Annotated in this window: 13 protein-coding genes; 7 read left to right on the forward strand and 6 right to left on the reverse strand. The window is 69.4% G+C overall.

Going from position 1 to position 17,729, the window contains the following annotated elements; all coding sequences use genetic code 11:
* The first annotated feature begins 12 nt into the window (after positions 1-12).
* On the forward strand, positions 13-498 hold the full coding sequence (locus ABFO07_RS17825; protein ID WP_060014191.1) for an OsmC family protein: 486 nt from the start codon (positions 13-15) through the stop codon (positions 496-498).
* Positions 499-522: 24 nt separating this feature from the next.
* Here ABFO07_RS17825 and glnA read toward each other — a convergent pair whose 3' ends face one another.
* Together glnA and ABFO07_RS17835 are read right to left on the reverse strand one after the other, a co-directional pair.
* The gene (gene glnA / locus ABFO07_RS17830; protein ID WP_059801555.1) at positions 523-2,028 is read right to left on the reverse strand and encodes a type I glutamate--ammonia ligase; all 1,506 of its coding nucleotides are present in this window, start codon (positions 2,026-2,028) and stop codon (positions 523-525) included.
* A 94-nt stretch (positions 2,029-2,122) separates the two neighbouring features.
* Positions 2,123-2,326, reverse strand: a complete 204-nt coding sequence (locus tag ABFO07_RS17835) for a hypothetical protein (protein WP_059562127.1) — start codon at positions 2,324-2,326, stop codon at positions 2,123-2,125.
* Between the two features lie 112 nt (positions 2,327-2,438).
* Between ABFO07_RS17835 and ABFO07_RS17840 the strand changes: the two genes are divergently transcribed.
* The 4 genes from ABFO07_RS17840 (at position 2,439) to pbpC (ending at position 13,845) form a co-directional block, all read left to right on the forward strand.
* The gene (locus ABFO07_RS17840; RefSeq protein ID WP_347469360.1) at positions 2,439-2,648 is read left to right on the forward strand and encodes a hypothetical protein; all 210 of its coding nucleotides are present in this window, start codon (positions 2,439-2,441) and stop codon (positions 2,646-2,648) included.
* Positions 2,649-3,046: 398 nt separating this feature from the next.
* Entirely contained in the window at positions 3,047-4,927 is a 1,881-nt protein-coding gene (locus ABFO07_RS17845) for a DUF3857 domain-containing transglutaminase family protein (RefSeq protein ID WP_347469361.1), read from the forward strand.
* 446 nt (positions 4,928-5,373) lie between these two features.
* Complete coding sequence (locus tag ABFO07_RS17850; RefSeq protein WP_347469362.1) at positions 5,374-11,373, forward strand: MG2 domain-containing protein; 6,000 nt, start codon at positions 5,374-5,376, stop codon at positions 11,371-11,373.
* Between the two features lie 51 nt (positions 11,374-11,424).
* Complete coding sequence (gene pbpC, locus ABFO07_RS17855; protein WP_347469363.1) at positions 11,425-13,845, forward strand: penicillin-binding protein 1C; 2,421 nt, start codon at positions 11,425-11,427, stop codon at positions 13,843-13,845.
* A gap of 12 nt (positions 13,846-13,857) precedes the next feature.
* Here the strand turns inward: pbpC and ABFO07_RS17860 are convergent, their stop codons facing one another.
* From ABFO07_RS17860 to ABFO07_RS17875, 4 genes are all read right to left on the reverse strand, one after another.
* Positions 13,858-14,778 carry a pirin family protein gene (locus ABFO07_RS17860; RefSeq protein WP_347469364.1) on the reverse strand — a complete coding sequence of 307 codons (921 nt, stop codon included), beginning with the start codon at positions 14,776-14,778 and terminating at the stop codon, positions 13,858-13,860.
* 61 nt (positions 14,779-14,839) lie between these two features.
* Positions 14,840-15,241 (reverse strand): OsmC family protein, encoded by a 402-nt coding sequence (locus tag ABFO07_RS17865; RefSeq protein WP_059884594.1) that lies wholly within the window; start codon positions 15,239-15,241, stop codon positions 14,840-14,842.
* 58 nt (positions 15,242-15,299) lie between these two features.
* Complete coding sequence (locus ABFO07_RS17870; RefSeq protein WP_059884596.1) at positions 15,300-15,503, reverse strand: hypothetical protein; 204 nt, start codon at positions 15,501-15,503, stop codon at positions 15,300-15,302.
* Positions 15,504-15,917: 414 nt separating this feature from the next.
* Positions 15,918-16,256 (reverse strand): helix-turn-helix domain-containing protein, encoded by a 339-nt coding sequence (locus ABFO07_RS17875; RefSeq protein ID WP_059884769.1) that lies wholly within the window; start codon positions 16,254-16,256, stop codon positions 15,918-15,920.
* Between the two features lie 79 nt (positions 16,257-16,335).
* Between ABFO07_RS17875 and ABFO07_RS17880 the strand changes: the two genes are divergently transcribed.
* Positions 16,336-17,241, forward strand: coding sequence for a hypothetical protein (locus ABFO07_RS17880; RefSeq protein WP_059562145.1), 906 nt, complete (start codon positions 16,336-16,338; stop codon positions 17,239-17,241).
* A 191-nt stretch (positions 17,242-17,432) separates the two neighbouring features.
* The gene (locus ABFO07_RS17885) at positions 17,433-17,663 is read left to right on the forward strand and encodes a hypothetical protein (protein ID WP_059801546.1); all 231 of its coding nucleotides are present in this window, start codon (positions 17,433-17,435) and stop codon (positions 17,661-17,663) included.
* Positions 17,664-17,729 lie beyond the last annotated feature (66 nt).

The raw sequence follows: 17,729 nt of genomic DNA on the forward strand, positions 1-17,729 counted from the left end.
GAAGGAGCCAGGATGTCGACGTATACCGCTGAAGTCGAATGGCAGGGCGCACCGGACGAGAAGTTCACCGACAACCGCTACAGCCGCAGGCACGAATGGCGCTTCGACGGCGGCGTCACGGTGCCCGCGTCGAGCTCGCCGCACGTGGTGCGCGCGCCGTTCTCGGATCCGGCCGCGGTCGACCCGGAGGAGGCGTACGTCGCGGCGCTGTCGAGCTGCCACATGCTGTGGTTCCTGTCGATCGCCGCGCAGAAGCGCTTCGTCGTCACGCGCTATCGCGATGCGGCGCAGGGCACGATGGAGAAGAACGACGCGGGCAAGGAAGTGGTGACGCGCGTCGTGCTGAAGCCGGCGGTGACGTTCGCCGGCGAGCGCGCGCCGACCGACGCGGAGGTGGCGGCGCTGCATCACGAAGCGCACGACGCATGCTTCCTCGCGAACTCCGTGCGCACGGTGATCGATATCGAAGGGACGTGGTCGCATGCCGGCGCACGTTGAGCCGTTCGCCGGCATGGCGTGCGTTCAGATGTCGAAGTACAGGTAGAACTCCCAAGGATGCGGGCGCAGGCGGATCGCGTCGATTTCCCGCCTGCGCTTGTAATCGATCCACGTGCGGATCAGGTCGTCGCTGAACACGCCGCCCTTGAGCAGGAATGCGTGGTCGGCTTCGAGCGCCAGCAGCGCCGCGTCGAGCGAGCCCGGCACCTGCCGGATGTTGCACGCTTCCTCGGGCGGCAGGTCGTAGATGTTCCGGTCGAGCGGCTCGCCGGGATCGATCCGGTTCTCGATGCCGTCGAGGCCGGCCATCAGCATCGCCGCAAACGCGAGGTACGCGTTCGCGGACGGGTCGGGGCAGCGAAACTCGACGCGGCGCGCAGCAGGCGAATCGGAGTACATCGGAATGCGCGCGGCGGCGGAGCGGTTGCGCTGCGACATCGCGAGATTCACCGGCGCTTCGTAGCCCGGCACGAGCCGCTTGTACGAATTCGTGGTGGGTGCGCACAGCGCCATCAACGCGGGCGCGTGGTGCAGCAGGCCGCCGATGTACCAGCGGCACAGGTCGGAGGTCAGCGCCCAGCCGTTCGCGTCGTAGAAGAGATTGCGATCGTCGTTCCACAGGCTCTGGTGGCAGTGCATGCCGCTCGCGTTGTCGGCGAACAGCGGCTTGGGCATGAAGGTGGCGACCTTGCCGTGCCGGCGCGCGACGTTCTTGCAGATGTACTTGTAGATCATCACGTTGTCCGCCATCTGCGTGAGCGTCGCGAAGCGGATGTCGATCTCGTTCTGGCCGGCGGTCGCGACCTCGTGGTGATGCACCTCGACCTGCACGCCGGCCTGCTCGAGCGTCAGCGCGATTTCCGAACGGATCTCCTGCAGCGTGTCCTGCGGCGGCACCGGGAAATAGCCTTCCTTGTAGCGCGCCTTGTAGCCGAGATTGCCGCCGCCGTATGCGCCTTCGTCGCGGCCCGTGGCCCAGTCGCCTTCGGCCGATTCGACGTAGTAGTAGCCGCTGTGCTGGTCCTGGCCGAAGCGGATCGAATCGAAGATGAAGAACTCGAGCTCGGGGCCGAAATAGCACGCCGTCGCGATGCCGGTCTGCTTCAGGTAGGCCTCGGCCTTTTGCGCGATGTAGCGCGGGTCGCGCGAGTACGGTTGCCGCAGCACCGGATCGATGACGTCGCAGATCAGCGACAGCGTCGGCGTGCCGCACACCGGATCGACGAACGCGCTGGCGGGGTCCGGCCGCAGCAGCATGTCCGATTCGTGGATCTCCTGGAAGCCGCGAATCGACGAGCCGTCGAAGCCGATGCCGGCGTCGAACAGGCCTTCGTGCACTTCGGGGCGCGTAATCGACAGGTGCTGCCAGAGGCCGGGCAGGTCGGTGAACTTCAGGTCGACGATCCGGATATCGTGCCGGCGCAGCAGCGCGATGACGTCGCTCGCGTTCTGGGGGCGCACGACGCGGTAGCTGCCTGCGTCGACGGATACCGCGGGCGTCGGCCCGGGCGGCGCTTGCGTCTTGGACATGATCGTTCTCCGCTTCCGGCCATTTCTTCCTATCGTTCGACTTCAGGCCGTCCGCGCGCGAAAGCCGGACGGGTCCGCAGGCGAGTGCGTTGCGTCAGTGATCCTGCCGCATGCCTGTCAGGCGAGCTTCGCCGGCATCCCTCGCGGCGGCTGCCGTGCCGAACGACTCCTCGGAGACGAGCGCGCGCTTGACGGTCTGCGCGTCGAAGTCGACGAGCGCGATGACCCACACATACGAGCCGGCCTGCTCGGCGGTCTGCACGAACGCGCGCACGTTGGCGCTGGTTTCCGTATTCATGACGATCTCCAGGGAAAAAGGGGCGGTTCGATCGGTCAGACTTGCCGCAACGCCCGGGTGCCCGCGGCATTCCACGCAGGATTGACGCGCGGCGGGTTCGCGGGCGGGCGATATGACCGACCCGGCCGTGCCGCACGCCACGATGGGCGTGCACACAACTTTGATTCTAGGCAATGGAAATGCGTGGATCGTGACGGGTTGGGCGATCTTGATCGGGCCGGATGAGAGGCGAACATCCGGCCGCCGCCGGCATTGGGTTTATTCATTCGAATTGCAAAGCAACGAGGTGAATTCAAGTCAAATGAATAACCGGCAGGTTTGACAGGCTTCGAAAGATTTTGATACGATCGGCCCGGTTTAAATCGTCATATCATTCGATAGCGCGAATACCAAAGCAGTTCTAATGAATCAACGGATCGCTCGTCCTTCATCAGACAGGCGATCGGGATTCAGCGTGATTGCATCCACCTGCGCCTGCACTGGCGCGTTCGAGGCGCCGGCCCCGGATGCAATCGCCATCGGTCAGCGACACTCGCCACGAAGCCCGCACACATCGTCGTGCGGCGCGCCTCTCTTTAGCCATGTCGTCAGCGTCGATTCCGGCGCGTCTCCATCCGTTGCGCACGCGTGCGTCCGCATTTCGCTCGAGCGAAATCAGTAGGCCTATGCGATGCGACGACCGTATCCAACTCGCCACCACCCAAACGAGGAGCCCTCCCGATGACCTACCGATCCCGCCCGATGCGCACGCGCACCGGTATCGCGGCGCTGCTGTGCGTCGCCGCCGCCGGCACGAACGCCGCGTTGCAGCCGATCGACGAGGCGCCTGTCGCGCGGCGCACCGAGCTCGCCTGCCGGATCCATCCGGACACCAGCAAGGACTGCACGACCGTCGAGCACCTGACGATCCTGCGCGCGGCCGGGCGTGCGCAACTGTCGCGGCTCGACTTCGATTTCCGCGACAACGACCGCCTCGAGATCAAGGACGCCGCCGTGATCCAGCCGGACGGCCGGCGCGTCGCCCTGTCGGGCAGGCAGATCGACACGCGCACCGCGCCGAACCCGGAAGCCGGCTTTCACCGCAACAAGCAGACGTCCGTCGCGTTTCCGGGCCTGGTGGTGGGCAGCACCATCACGTACACGCTCGTCGAGCACATCGCCGCCACGCCGAACGCCACCGAATTCCACGAGCGCGCGGTGTTCGATCCGACGCCCGTGCGGCTCGACGCGTATCGGGCCACGTTCACGGCCGACCGGCCGATCCTGTGGCGCGGCGAGCAGCTCGATGCATTCCGGGTCGATACGTCGCGGCAGGGCAAACGGCTCGTCGTCGAGCTGAAGGCGCCGCGCTTCGTCAACCTGATCAACGAGGACGGCACGCTCGTGCGCCGGGTGCCGCGCATCGAACTCGCCAGCAGCCTCGACCGGCAGGCGCATTTCGGCGTGTTCGCCGCGCGCTACAACGCGATTCTCGCGGCGCCGCTGCCGCCTGGCGCCGCGGCAGCCGTCGCGGCGGCGCGCAGCAAGCCCGCGCCCGAGCGCGTTGCCGCGTTGATGAAATTCATCAGCGCGCACTATCGCTACATGGGCGACTGGCGCGCGAGCGAGCGCGGCCTCATTCCGTTCGACCTCGCGCAGATCGAGTCGAACGGCTATGGCGATTGCAAGGATCTCGCGGTGCTGCTCGCCGCGATGCTCGACGCGAGCGGCATCGACGCGCGTCCCGCGCTCGTGTTCCGCGGCGCCGATGCGCGGCCGCTGCTGGTGCCCGGCATCGGCGCGCCGAACCATGCGATCGTGCGGGCGGTGGTCGACGGCAAGACCTGGTGGCTCGATCCGACCAACAACGTGCACCTGCCGGGCCGCACGCCGTCCGATCTGCAGGACCGCTGGGCGTTCGTGTTCGAGCGCGACGGCACGGTGAGCGAGGACCGCGTCGCGGCCGAAGCGCCGCTGGCGACCTTCGACGGCAGGTACCGTGCGCGCGTGCTGGCCGACGGCAGCGCGCGCGTCGACGTGAGCGTCGTCAAGAACGGGAACCTGCTGTGGTCGCTGATGGACGCCGACTACGCACAGGGCGCGACCGCCGTCGACCAGCACCTGTGCAATGGCTGGCTCAACGAGCCGGTCGAATGCCGCATCGAGCGGCCGGCCTCGAGCGAGGCGGGGCTCGGCGGCTACCGGATCCGCGCGCAGGGCGTCGACCGGCGCGCGCTCGACCGCACGTCGAGCGGCTACGTGTACAACGGTGGCGCCGGCTGGCGCGACAAGTGGGAGCGGCTCGCGAACTACCGGCGCAACGGCGACGTGGGCGACCTGTACGTGGGCGACCAGGAGGAAACGCTCACCGACGTGCGGCTCGACGGCGTCGAGGCGGCCCGGCCGCTTGCCGCCTGCGCCGCGCATTCGCCGTGGTTCGACGTCGACGTGACGCCGCAGCCGGGCGCGACAGGTATCGCGTTCCGCCAGCGCGTGGTGCAGAAAGCGCGCTGGTTGAGCCACGACGACCTGAACAGCGATGCGTTCGGCCGCTTCCTCGACGATGCGCAGCGCTGCACGAATTCGTTGCGGCAGACAGTGTCGATCGTGGCGCCAGCGTAAGCGCGTTGCGCCGGCGTTCGAAGGACGGAACGGGCCCGCACGCGCCGTTGACGCGCAGAAGGTTCGTCTCCCGCATCGATTCGGAAACGATTCGAGAATATCCGGGGAGCCGGCTGGTGCGTGACGGCGCGTTCCGCCTTCGACGTGTGAGCTGCTGACGCACCGCGTCACTTTGCACGGCCGGCCTGCCCGGCATGCAGCCGGCCCTTTCCTCCGCCTGGCCATCGCGCGACACGCGAGCGTGTCGCGCCGATCCGACGCATCGCCCCGAAACCGCGGACGCAGTTTCCATCGACTCCGGCCTGGCCGATAATACGGCGGTTTTTTTCGTCGCACTGTTTCACAGAACGAAGCATCCACGGCGCAACCGGGCCGCGCCGTCAGACAACTATTCCGGGGAACGTCGCCACGGCCGGCAGCACGTCCCTGACAAGGAAAAGAACAAGATGGACTTGCTGCGCTTCCTGCTGCTCCTGCCGATTCGCGCGATCGGCTTCGTCGGGCGCCTGCTTGGCCGCCTGCTGCGGCCGATCGTCGGCAACGTGTCGTGGACTGCGCCCGCATGGGCCGGCTTCGCGGTCGCGACGGTGCGCCGCCGCCCGTGGCACGCGGCCGGCGCGGTCGTGCTCGGCGCCGCGCTCGCCGGCGGCTGGCACGGGTACCAGCATCGCCCGAAGCCGCCCGAGCCCGAGACGGTGAGCTTCACCGTGAAGCCGCCTGCCGCGACGACCTACGACACCGACGAGAACGGCCGCCCGAAGGTCACCATCCATCCGCTCGACATCGTGTTTTCGCATTCGGCCGCGCCGCTCGAGCTCGTCGGCAAGCCGGTCGAGCGCGGCATCGCGCTGACGCCCGCGCTGAAGGGCGGGTGGCAATGGGTCGACGACAAGACGCTGCGCTTCACGCCGCTCACCGACTGGCCGGTCGGCGCGCATGTCGAGGGGCGGTTCGCGGTGCGCGAGGCGTTCGCGCCGCAGGTGACGATGGCCGACGACCGCTTCGCGTTCGACGTCGCGGCATTCGCCGCACAGTTCGGCGAGAACCAGTTCTACCAGGACCCGGAAAACCCCGCGCAGAAGCAGGCGATCCTCGCGCTGCAGTTCAACTACCCGGTCGATCCGGCCGAATTCGAGAAGCGCATCGGGCTCGTGCTGGTCGGCCGCGACGGCAAGAGCACGACGCCGCTGCGCTATTCGGTGTCCTACGACGACCACAAGCTGCGTGCGTGGGTGCATTCGCAGCCGCTCGAGATCCCGCGCGACCCGCTGTCGGTGCGGCTCGACGTCGACAAGGGCGTGAAGAGCGCGCGCGGCGGCGACGGCACCAAGGACGCGCTGCACGCATCGGTCGGCGTGCCGGGGCTGTACAGCCTGTCGATCGGCGACGTGTCGCCGACGCTCGTCGACAACGACCGCTACGAGCCCGAGCAGGTGATCGTCGCGGAAGCGTCCGACGGCGTGCGCAGCGCGGAGCTCGCTGCGCGCGCGAAGGCGTGGGTGCTGCCCAAGCGCAAGCCGGGCGTCGAGCAGTCGGACGACGCGCCGCCGTACGAATGGAATGTCGAGGACATCGGCGACGCGGTGCTGAAGCAGTCGAAGCCGCTGCCGCTCGAACCGGTGCCGACCGAGGGCGACTACGCGACGCTGCAGAGCTTCAAGTACCACGCGACCCCCGGCGATCGCGTGGTCGTGCGGATCGACGACGGCCTGAAATCCGCCGGCGGCTACCTGCTGGGCAAGCCCGTCGCGCGCGCGTTCACGGTGCCCGACTATCCGAAGCTGCTGCGCTTCATGGCGGACGGCTCGCTGCTGTCGATGAGCGGCAGCAAGCGGCTGTCGGTCGTGTCGCGCAACCTGCCTGGGATGAAGGTCGAGATCGGCCGCGTCGTGCCCGACCAGCTGCAGCACCTCGTCAGCTTCAACCACGGCTCGTACGCGCGCCCGGAGCTGTCGTATTCGTTCAGCGAGGATCACATCGTCGAGCGCTTCGTGCAGACGCGCGCGTTCCCGGCCGGCGAACCGGGCAAGGCGCACTACGAGGGCGTCGATCTCGGCCAGTACCTGAAGGGCGGCAAGCGCGGCGTGTTCCTGCTGCACCTGTCGAAATACGACCCGGCCGCGGAGAAGAAAAAGGCCGACGCCGCGAAGGGCGACGACGGCTCGGCCGGCGGCGACGGCGATGCGGGCCAGTCGGACAGCGCGGAATCGAGCGACGGTGACAGCGGCGACGGCGACAGCGCGCTCGGCGACACGCGGCTGATCGTCGTCACCGATCTCGGGATGCTCGTCAAGCGCGCGCTCGACGGCAGCCAGGACGTGTTCATCCAGTCGATCCGGTCGGGCCGGCCGGTGGCGGGCGCGACGGTGTCGGTGCTCGCGGTCAACGGCCAGGCGCTGTTCACGCAGACCACGGCCGCCGACGGTGTCGTGCATTTCCCGGCATTCAAGGGGCTCGAGCGCGAGAGGCGTCCGCAGCTCTATGTCGTGAAGAAGGACGGCGACCTGTCGTTCCTGCCGGTGGGCGGCCGCGACCGCCAGCTCGATTTCTCGCGCTTCGACGTGGACGGCGAGCGCAACGCGACCGGCCAGGGGCAGCTGTCCGCGTACCTGTTCTCGGATCGCGGGCTGTACCGGCCGGGCGACCCGTTCCACATCGGCCTGATCGTGCGCGCCGCGAGCTGGGCGCGCAGCCCGGCCGGCGTGCCGCTGCAGGCGGAGATCGTCGACCCGCGCGGGATCACGGTCGAGCGCAAGCCGGTGACGGTGGACGCGACCGGCTTCACCGAAGTCGGCTACACGACGGCCGAGACCGCGCCGACCGGCGCATGGACGGTCAACCTGTACATCGTCAAGGACGGCCAGCCGGGCGACCAGCCGATCGGCAGCACGACGGTGCAGGTGAAGGAATTCCTGCCCGACCGGATGAAGGTCGACGCGAAGCTGTCGCAGCAGGTCGTCGAAGGCTGGGTGAAGCCGGACGGGCTGAAGGGGCTCGTCGATGCGCAGAACCTGTTCGGCACGCCGGCCGAGAAGCGCCGCGTCGCCGCGACGCTGACGCTGCGCCCGGTGTGGCCGTCGTTCCGCAGCTGGCAGGGCTATCAGTTCTTCGACGCGCGGCGCGCGAAGGAGGGCTATACGACCACGCTGCAGGACGGCCAGACCGACGACAAGGGTCATGCGGAATTCGACCTCGACCTGAACAAGTACGCGGACGCGACCTACCAGCTCTACTTCCAGGCGAAGGCGTTCGAGGCGGAAGGCGGGCGCAGCGTCGCCGCGAACGCGCAGACGCTCGTGTCGAACAACGACTGGCTGGTCGGCTACAAGTCGGTCGACGATCTCGGCTACGTGAAGCGCGGCAGCCCGCGCACGGTGCGGCTCGCCGCGATCGATCCGCGCGCGAAGGCGCTCGACGTGAAGGACCTGCGCGCGCAGCTTGTCGAGCAGCGCTACGTGTCGGTGCTGACCAAGCAGGATTCCGGTGCCTACAAGTACGACTCGCGGCTCAAGGAAGTGCCGGTCGACGAGAAGCCGCTGACGATTCCGGCCGCGGGCCTCGACTACGCGCTGCGCACCGACAAGCCGGGCAGCTACGCGCTGGTGATCCGCCGCGCGGACGGCACTGCGGTGAACCGCATCGAGTACGCGGTCGCAGGCGACGCGAACGTGTCGCGCTCCCTCGACCGCAACGCGGAGCTGCAGGTGAGCCTCGGCAAGCACGACTACAAGCCGGGCGAGCAGGTCGAGATCGCGATCCGCGCGCCGTACGCGGGCAGCGGCCTGATCACGATCGAGCGCGACAAGGTGTACGCGCATGCGTGGTTCCATGCCGATACGACGAGCTCGATCCAGCACATCACGGTGCCGGCCGGCTTCGAGGGCAACGGCTACATCAACGTGCAGTACATTCGCGACCCGTCGTCGGACGAGATTTTCATGAGCCCGCTGAGCTACGGCGTCGTGCCGTTCTCGGTGAACCTCGACGCGCGCCGCAACGCGCTCACGGTCGACGCGCCCGCGCTCGTGAAGCCGGGCGACACCGCCACCTTCACCGTGCATTCGGCGAAGCCCGCGAAGGTCGTGGTGTTCGCCGTCGACGAGGGGATCCTGCAGGTCGCGCGCTACAAGCTCGGCGATCCGCTGAAGTTCTTCTTCCGCAAGCGGATGCTGGAAGTCGGCACGTCGCAGATTCTCGACCTGATCCTGCCGGACTTCGAGAAGCTGATGTCGATGGCCGCGCCGGGCGGCGACGCCGACGACGCGCCCGGCCGCCAGCTCAACCCGTTCAAGCGCAAGCGCGACAAGCCGGTGGTCTACTGGTCGGGGATCGTCGACGTGAACGGCGACACGCGCGTGAGCTACACCGTGCCCGATTACTTCAACGGCCGGCTGCGCGTGATGGCCGTGTCGGTGTCGCCGGACCTGATCGGCACCTACGAAGGCGCGACGACGGTGCGCGGCGATTTCGTGCTGTCGCCGAACGTGCCGACCACGCTCGCGCCGGGCGACGAGGCGGAAGTGAGCGTCGGCGTCGCGAACAACCTGACCGGCGCCGGCAACGCGCCGGTGCCGGTCGCGGTCACGCTGAAGACGGGCCCGCAACTGCAGGTGGTCGGCCCCGCGACGCAGAACGTCGCGCTCGCGCCGATGCGCGAAGGCGTCGTGCTGTTCCGCGTGAAGGCGACCGACACGCTCGGCTCCGGCACGCTGTCGTTCGGTGCGCGCTACGGCGCGAAGGCCGCGCAGCAAAGCGTCGACGTCGCGGTGCGGCCGGCCGCCGCGTTCCGCACGCAGCTCGACTTCGCGCGGCTCGACGCGGGCAAGAAGGCGAGCGTGCCGAACCTGCGCGCGATGTACGACGCCTACGCGGCACGCGACGCGAGCGTCTCGACCGCGCCGCTCGTGCTGTCGGAGGGGCTCGCGTCGTATCTCGTCAACTTCGATCATTACTGCAGCGAGCAGATGGTGAGCGCGGTCGTGCCGTGGCTGTTCGCGTCGAAGTGGCTGTCGGTGCGCGCGCTGACGAGCCCGCGCCAGCCGCAGGCCGATTCGTCGGCATCGGCCGGGAAAGCCGCCGTGGACGCGGCCGCGCAGTTCTTCGGCGCGCTGCGCACGCGGCAGAACGCGCAGGGCGGCTTCGGGCTGTGGAGCGCGACGCCCGATGCCGATCCGTTCGTGTCCGCGTATGCGATGCACGTGCTGATCGACGCGCGCGAGCGCGGCGCGGCGGTGCCGAAGGACATGCTCGACGCGGGCAACCAGTATCTGCAGCAGCTCGCGGCGAACGACCGGCTCGGCTCGCTCGACCTGCTGCGGCAGCGCGCGTACGCGGTGTACCTGCTGACGCGCGAGGGCAACGTGACGACCAACAGCCTCGCGGCCGTGCAGAAGCGGCTGCAGGACGCGTATCCGAACGACTGGAAGAACGATCTCGCGGCCGGGTGGCTCGCCGCGTCGTACCAGCTGTTGAAGCAGGACAAGGAGGCGGCCGCGCTGATCGCGGGCCCGCAGGCGCTGCTCGAACGCAAGGCGGCGCGCAGCGAACCGTACGAGGCCGGCTACTACATCGATCCGCTGACGCGCGACGCGAGCGTGCTGTATCTGCTCGCGAAGCACTTCCCCGAGCGCGTGCGCAAGCTGTCGCCGCGCGTGATGGAGAACATCGCGGCGCCGCTCGCGCGCAACCGCTACAACACGCTGTCGTCGTCGATGACGATCCTCGCGCTCGATGCGTATGCGGGGGCGACCGCGACCGGCCTCGACACGCTCGCGATCGACGAGGTGCGCGCGGGCGGCGCGCCGAAGGACGTGTCGTCGATCCAGGCGAACCTCGTGCGCTCCGGCACATGGGGGGCCGGTGCGACGCGCGTCGACATCGTGAACGGCAGCGCACTGCCCGCATGGTGGATCGCGAGCCAGTCGGGCTACGACCGCGGCACGTCGACGAAGGCGATCAAGGACGGCCTCGAGATCGTGCGCGAGTACACCGATACGAACGGCAAGCCGCTCGACAAGGCGACGCTCGGCCAGGAAATCGACGTGCACCTGAAGATCCGCGCGACGGGCGCCGCGAACGTCGGCAACGTTGCGATCGTCGACCTGCTGCCGGGCGGCTTCGATCCGGTGATCGCGCCGCCGCCGGCAACCGACGCGCAGGACGGCGGCGAGAACGCGGACGCGGCCGCCGCCGCGAATGCGCCGTGGCGTTCGCCGATCGGCGTCGCGGGGTCGAGCTGGAAACCGGAGTACGCGGACGTGCGCGAGGATCGCGTGGTGATCTACGGCACCGCGACCACCGACGTGCGCGAGTTCGTATACCGGATCAAGGCGAGCAACGCGGGCCGCTTCGTCGTGCCGCCTGCGTACGGCGAATCGATGTACGACCGGCGCGTGCAGGCGCAGTCGCCGGGCGGCGCGACGCTGACGGTCGGGCGCGCGCGATGACGGCGGCGGCGCGCACGCCGGCGCCGGCGTCTGCGGCAGGCGGCCCGGCGCATGGCTGACGGCTCGGCAATCCGCCGGCGCCTGCACGGCGCCGCGCGCTGGCTGCACCGCTGGCAGAACGTGATCGCCGGCGTGCTGCTGGCGGCGGCGGTGCTGGCCGGCTTCCGGTTGTGGCCGCATCCGGCGCTGCGCGACTGGAAGCCGTCGTCGACCGCGGTATTCGACGCGAACGGCCGGCTGCTGCGGCTCACGCTCGCGAAGGACGACCGCTACCGGCTGTGGGTGCCGCTCGAACGGATGTCGCCGCAGCTCGTCGAGGCCGTGATGCTGCACGAGGACCGCTGGTTCTGGTGGCACCCCGGCTTCAACCCGTACGGCCTGGCGCGCGGCGCGTGGGTCACCTACGTGCGCGGCCGCAATCCGCAGGGCGGCTCGACGCTGACGATGCAGCTCGCGCGCTCGCTGTGGCGGCTCAACACGCGCACGCCGCTCGGCAAGCTCGAGCAGGTCGGGCGCGCGCTGCAGCTCGAACTGTTCTATTCGAAGCGGCAGATCCTCGAGGCCTACCTGAACGACGCGCCGTATGGCCGCAACGTCGAAGGCGCGGGCACGGCGAGCGTCGCGTATTTCGATCGCCAGCCCGACGCGCTGACGCTGCCCGAGGCGCTCGCGCTCGCGGTGATTCCGCAGGACCCTGCGCGGCGCGTGCGCGGCGGCGCGGGGCAGGACGAGATCAATCGCGCGCTCACGGTGTCGCGCAACCGGCTGTACGCGCGCTGGCTCGAACGCCACCCGCGCGATGCGGCGCTCAAGCCGCTGTTCGCGCTGCCGCTCGCGATGCGCCCGCTCGCCGCGCTGCCGTTCGACGCGCCGCATGCGGTCGACCAGGCGCTCGCCGCGCGCGCCGCATGGCGCAACCGCGGCGGCGACGGCGACGGCGACGGCGACAGTGACGACGCGCGGCTCGTCACGACGCTCGATCTCGGCCTGCAGCGCGCGCTGGAGCGGCAGGTCGGCCGCTATGTCGCGCGCAACGACACGCACGGCATCGCCAACGCGGCCGCGATCCTGGTCGACACGCGCGACATGGGCGTGAAGGCACTGGTCGGCTCCGCGAACTTCTTCGACCGCGCGATCCAGGGGCAGGTGAACGGCACCCTCGCGCGGCGCTCGCCGGGCTCGACGCTCAAGCCGTTCATCTACGCGCTCGGCTTCGACCAGGGCGTGCTGCATCCGCAGACGGTGCTGCGCGACGTGCCGACGTCGTTCGGCCCGTACGCGCCGGAGAATTTCGACGGCCATTTCCTCGGGCCGATCACCGCGACCGATGCGCTGAACCGCAGCCGCAACGTACCCGCGGTATGGGTTGCGTCGCAGCTCAGGCAGCCCGACCTGTACCGCTTCCTGCAGGACGCCGGCGTGCGCCGGCTCGCGAGCGCGCAGCATTACGGGCTCGCGCTCGTGCTCGGCGGCGGCGAGGTGACGATGCAGGATCTGGCCGGCCTCTACGCGATGCTCGCGAACGGCGGCGTGTTCCGGCCGCTGCGGCTGCGCGCGGACGAACCGGTCGCGCCGGGCCGCCGGCTGCTGAGCGCGGAGGCGAGCTTCATGACGATGGACATGCTGCGCCAGCACCTGCGCCCCGACGAGACGAGCGGCGCGCAGCCGGTGCAGTTGCCGGTGTACTGGAAGACCGGCACGTCATGGTCGTTCCGCGACGCGTGGACGGCCGGCGTGTTCGGGCCGTACGTGCTGATCGTGTGGGTCGGCAATTTCGACAATTCGAGCAACACGGCCTTCGTCGGCGTCGATGCGGCCGCGCCGCTGTTCTTCCAGATCGTCGACGCGCTGGGCGCCGAACGCGCGCTCGCCGAACCGCCGCGGCCGGCGCCGCCGCGCGTGAAGCGCGTGCGGATCTGCCTCGCGAGCGGCGACTTGCCGAACGAGTGGTGTCCGCAGCAGGGCTGGACGTGGTTCATCCCCGGCACGTCGCCGATCCGCGTGAGCACCGTGCACCGGCCTGTCGTGATCGACGACGCGACTGGCCGGCCCGCGTGCCCGCCGTACGACGGCAAGCGCACGCACACCGAAATCTTCGAGTTCTGGCCGTCGGACCTGCAGCAGGTGTTCGCGAAGGCCGGCATCCCGCGCCGGCACCCGCCGCAGAACCCCGATTGCGCGAACGCGGGGCAGGTGGACGGCGATCCGCCGCGGATCACGTCGCCGCTGCGCGGCAGCACCTACGCGATGCGCGTGAAGGACGCGCGCGACACGCGCATCGCGTTCAACGCGACGGCCGACGCGAGCGCGCATGCGCTCTACTGGTTCGTCAACGACGCGTATGTCGGCCGCAGCGCGCCGGGCGACGTGCTGTTCTGGCAGCCGGGCACCGCCGGCAGCTTCACGGTGCGGGTGGTCGACGACCACGGCCGCAGCGACCAGCGGCCGCTCGCGGTCGGGCTCGAACAGTAGCTCGGGCCGCGCCTACTTCCACGTCGGCGGCAGCGCGGGCGCCTGCATGCGCGGGGCGGCGGCGCCCGGCACGTCGCCGAACCCGCGCTGCGCGTGCCACGCGTCGGCCGCCGCGACCATTTCCGCCGGGTTGCGCGCGACGAAGTTCCACCAGATCAGCAGCGTTTCCTCGAACGGTGCGCCGCCCAGCACGATGAACTTCGCGGCGCCACCGGTCTTCAGGTCGAGCCGGTCGCGCCCGGTGCCGAGATAAAGCAGCACGTCCGGTTCGAGCGCCGCGCCGTCGACGGTCACGTCGCCGCTCAGCACGTAGACCGCATACTCGAACGCCGGATCGAGCGGCATCGCGAGTTGCGCGGCGCCGTCCGACGCGAAGTCGAGCCCGACCAGCGGCGAATACACCTGCGCCGGCGACACGCGGTCGAACGCGGCGCCGGCCAGCACGGTGATCGTGAAGCCGCCGTCGCGGTGCACCGGCAGGTTCCGGTAGTTCTCGAACGCGGGCGCGCGGGCGCGATGCGCATCGGGCAGCGCGATCCACAACTGCACCGCATGAAAGCGCCCGTCGGGCGACACGGTGTCCTCGGTGTGCGCGATGCCGCGGCCGGCGGTCATCAGGTTGACCTCGCCGGGCCGGATCACCTGCTCGTAGCCGAGGCTGTCGCGATGCAGCACCTCGCCTTCGATCATCCACGTGAAGGTCTGCAGGCCGATGTGCGGATGCGGGCCGACGTGCATGCCGGTGTCGGCGGACACTGCGACGGGCCCCGCGTGATCCAGGAAGCACCACGCGCCGACGGTTTTGCGCAGGCGGTTCGGCAGTGCGCGGTGGATCGGCAGCGCGCCGACTTCCGCGGCGCGCGCCGGGTAGCGTTCGGCGGCCTGCTGGCCGGGTGCGGGGGAGGCCTGCGGCGTGTCGGCGCGGGTGTCCATGTCGTGAATCTCCTGGTCAAAGGCAATCAAAGGCAAAGGCAATCAAAGGCAAAGGCCCGCGTCACGCGGTCAGGCGGCTGTCGATCTCGACGTCGCCGGTGAGCAGCCGGTGAATCGGGCACGCGTTCGCGATTTCCAGCAGCCGGTCGCGTTGCCCGGCCGTCAGGTTGCCGTTCAGCGTGATGTCGCGCGCGATCTTCGTCGGCGCGCCCGGGCGTTCGTCGGTGATCGCGAGCCGCACGTCGATGCTGTCGAGCGGCAATTCCTTGCGCTGCGCATACATCGCGACGGTGATCGCCGTGCAGGCGCCGAGCGCCGACAGCAGGAGGTCGTGCGGATCGGGGCCGCTGTCGCCGCCGCCGAGCCGTTCCGGCACGTCGCTGTGCAGGGTGTGGGCGCCGGCGGTCAGCGTGACGCGATAGTGGAGTGCGCCGAGATGCGCGGCGACGGTCGAATTTGCCATGGGAGATTTCCGATGAAGGATGACGTCGATGGAAAGCGGGGCGGGCGGATGCCGCGGCTCAGCGGTCGTTGATGCGCACGACGGCGTAGCCGGCATCGTCGAACGCGACGAAGAACTCCTCGGCGAACAGCCACGAATCGACGTGGACCGTGCGGTTCGCCGGGTCGACCTGAACCTCGGCATCCGGGTCGACGGTCCGGATCTGATGCGAGATGTCCTGGGTTGCCGCGTCGTCGATCGCGTGGTCGAGCATGAATTCCATGTGGGTTTCCGGTTCGGGAGTGGGGTTGTGCGTGGCCGCGCCGTCACGACCGCAACGTTACAGGGCCGTATCGGCGCCCGGTAGCCGGCGCGCGCGGAACGGACTGTCGTCGGCTGGGCAACAGTCGGTCATGCGGAGGCCGCCGGTTGCGTGCCGGCCGGCGGCGGGTGGCTCGTGCGAACCCCGGCGCGATGCATAGCCGGCTGGGACAGAACGCCATGTTCTCGCCGGGAGAACGGCACGCGTGCGGCGACTTCTCCGGGTTGCGCGCCTCGCCGGCGGCGAGGCCGGGCATCTCGATGCCGCCGTTCATTCGCGCGAAAACGAAACGGGCGGCGACGACCCATGATCGTCACCGCCCGTTCGGCATGCTTCTTATGCGCTCGTCACTTGCGGCGGCGCCCGCCCGCCGCGTCATCCGTCGTCGGCCTTCCCCTGCAAATCCTTCAAGCCCTGGATCACGACCAGCAGCGCGCGCCCGTGCTCGTCGGAGCCGTCCCACGCGTCGACGATCGCGTCGCGCAGCAGTTCGTTATAGCGGCGCCGCGACGGACGCATGTCGACACCATAGAAAGTGCATAGCTTATTGAATGGCGCGCTGCGGCGCAGGCGGCGCCCGTTCGACTGCCGAAGGCGTGACACGGTCGGCTGGCTGACCCCGGAAAGCCGCGCTATTTCGCTGGACGAGCGGGTATCCGCCATCAAGCGGCGCAACAGGTCATCAACGGGAAAATCAGTATCCGGGGCTTCCATGCGATGCATTATACCTATACAGTTACGGCTATTGAATGACTTGCTGAAGCTGGCAAGCTGCTGCATCCCGAGAAAGTCGATGACACTGAAACACCTCCCCCGAACGTTTTGCTGGACGAAGATCGGTTCCGAGTCCGGCGAAGAACTTCCTGCCGTGGTGCTCCGCAAGGAATGGGAGCGCCGGCTGGGGGGCGGGCGGTTTCTGTGGGGCATCAACCAGCCGCTCGGCAGCAGCGCGCAGATCGCCGCGCACCGCACGGGTGCGCTGCTCGCGCTGTTCTCGCCGGTGGCCGCTCGCGCGCGTGCGCCCGAGCGCAAGCGCGAGAAGATGCTGCTGTGGAATGCGTGGGTCGATGCGGGCGGCCAGGTGCGCCAGCTGCCGCCGCACACCTTCATCACGAGCCGCGCGACGCTGCCGTCGGGGCGGCCGCGCGGGCATCACTACGCGCTGGTGTGCGCGTCATCCACGGCGCTCACGATCGGCACGCGCCTGCGCGTGTTTCCCGATCAGCTGCGCAGCGTGAGCAGCGGCAAGCGGCTCGGCGCCGCGCAGGGCGCGGTGGTCGTCGATTGTGCGGGGCGCGCGCTGGAGCAGGCGGGCAAGAGCTATCCGCTCGCGCTGTCGGTCGAGCTGGAGGCGCCGTATTTCGTGCGGCTCACGCAGCCGAGCGTGCTGAAGGCGCGCGATCTCGCCGATGTGAACAAGGCCACCCGCGACGGCGATTTCGACCGCTTCGTCGAGCTGGTCACGCGCCTGCGCGGCCGTTCGGCGACGGAACAGGTGCGCGGCTTCACGCGCGACCTGTTCGACGTGCCGCCGATCGAAACCGCGGCCGCCTACGTCGCGCCGTCGCACGCGGCGCGCCTGCGCAAGCGCCCGGCGGCCGAGCATGTGCGCGGCTTCACGCAGGATCTGTTCGACCTGTCGCCGGGCGAGCCGGCCGCGTTCGGCGGCCTCACGCATCCGCAGGTCGGCCGGGCATAAGCGGCGCGCAGGACATTGTTGCAATCTCGTCGTGGCGGATCGGCGAGTGGAGGGGGAAAATCGGCGCGAAGCGCGCAGCGCGACGGCCGATGCATTGACAGGCAGTTCGCAGTTGGTCATCCCGTCGCCGTGCGCACCGCGCACACTGGGCGCCGGCTTGCTTCATACGGCAACCTGAGGGAGAAGTGTCGATGTCCACCCACATCTGTTCGCGAGAGGCCGAGGCCGCGCAACGCTTCGTCGAAGCGACGCGCAACGTCGACGAGGCGTTTCGCGCCGTGCGCGGCGAAGCCGACGACGAGGCGTCGCCGGCCGAATACGCGATGGCGATGTCCCGGCTTGATCGCGCGCTCGACGAGCTGGCGCGTGCGCAGGAAGTGTTCGACCGCGTGGTGAACGCGGATTCCCGCCGGCGCAACTGATTCCCCCCTTCTTATCCGGCTTGCCGACGGCGGCGCCAGCGCCCGCGCGAACGCGGCCGACACCAT

Source organism: Burkholderia stagnalis (assembly GCF_039848545.1).
Classification (GTDB): Bacteria; Pseudomonadota; Gammaproteobacteria; order Burkholderiales; family Burkholderiaceae; genus Burkholderia; species Burkholderia stagnalis.

Bases quoted from the DNA above. Each gene is read 5' to 3' on its own strand.
- ABFO07_RS17825 (WP_060014191.1), top strand. From the start codon at position 13: ATGTCGACGTATACCGCTGAAGTCGAATGGCAGGGCGCACCGGACGAG.
- glnA (WP_059801555.1), bottom strand. From the start codon at position 2,028: ATGTCCAAGACGCAAGCGCCGCCCGGGCCGACGCCCGCGGTATCCGTC.
- ABFO07_RS17835 (WP_059562127.1), bottom strand. From the start codon at position 2,326: ATGAATACGGAAACCAGCGCCAACGTGCGCGCGTTCGTGCAGACCGCC.
- ABFO07_RS17840 (WP_347469360.1), top strand. From the start codon at position 2,439: ATGACCGACCCGGCCGTGCCGCACGCCACGATGGGCGTGCACACAACT.
- ABFO07_RS17845 (WP_347469361.1), top strand. From the start codon at position 3,047: ATGACCTACCGATCCCGCCCGATGCGCACGCGCACCGGTATCGCGGCG.
- ABFO07_RS17850 (WP_347469362.1), top strand. From the start codon at position 5,374: ATGGACTTGCTGCGCTTCCTGCTGCTCCTGCCGATTCGCGCGATCGGC.
- pbpC (WP_347469363.1), top strand. From the start codon at position 11,425: ATGGCTGACGGCTCGGCAATCCGCCGGCGCCTGCACGGCGCCGCGCGC.
- ABFO07_RS17860 (WP_347469364.1), bottom strand. From the start codon at position 14,778: ATGGACACCCGCGCCGACACGCCGCAGGCCTCCCCCGCACCCGGCCAG.
- ABFO07_RS17865 (WP_059884594.1), bottom strand. From the start codon at position 15,241: ATGGCAAATTCGACCGTCGCCGCGCATCTCGGCGCACTCCACTATCGC.
- ABFO07_RS17870 (WP_059884596.1), bottom strand. From the start codon at position 15,503: ATGGAATTCATGCTCGACCACGCGATCGACGACGCGGCAACCCAGGAC.
- ABFO07_RS17875 (WP_059884769.1), bottom strand. From the start codon at position 16,256: ATGGAAGCCCCGGATACTGATTTTCCCGTTGATGACCTGTTGCGCCGC.
- ABFO07_RS17880 (WP_059562145.1), top strand. From the start codon at position 16,336: ATGACACTGAAACACCTCCCCCGAACGTTTTGCTGGACGAAGATCGGT.
- ABFO07_RS17885 (WP_059801546.1), top strand. From the start codon at position 17,433: ATGTCCACCCACATCTGTTCGCGAGAGGCCGAGGCCGCGCAACGCTTC.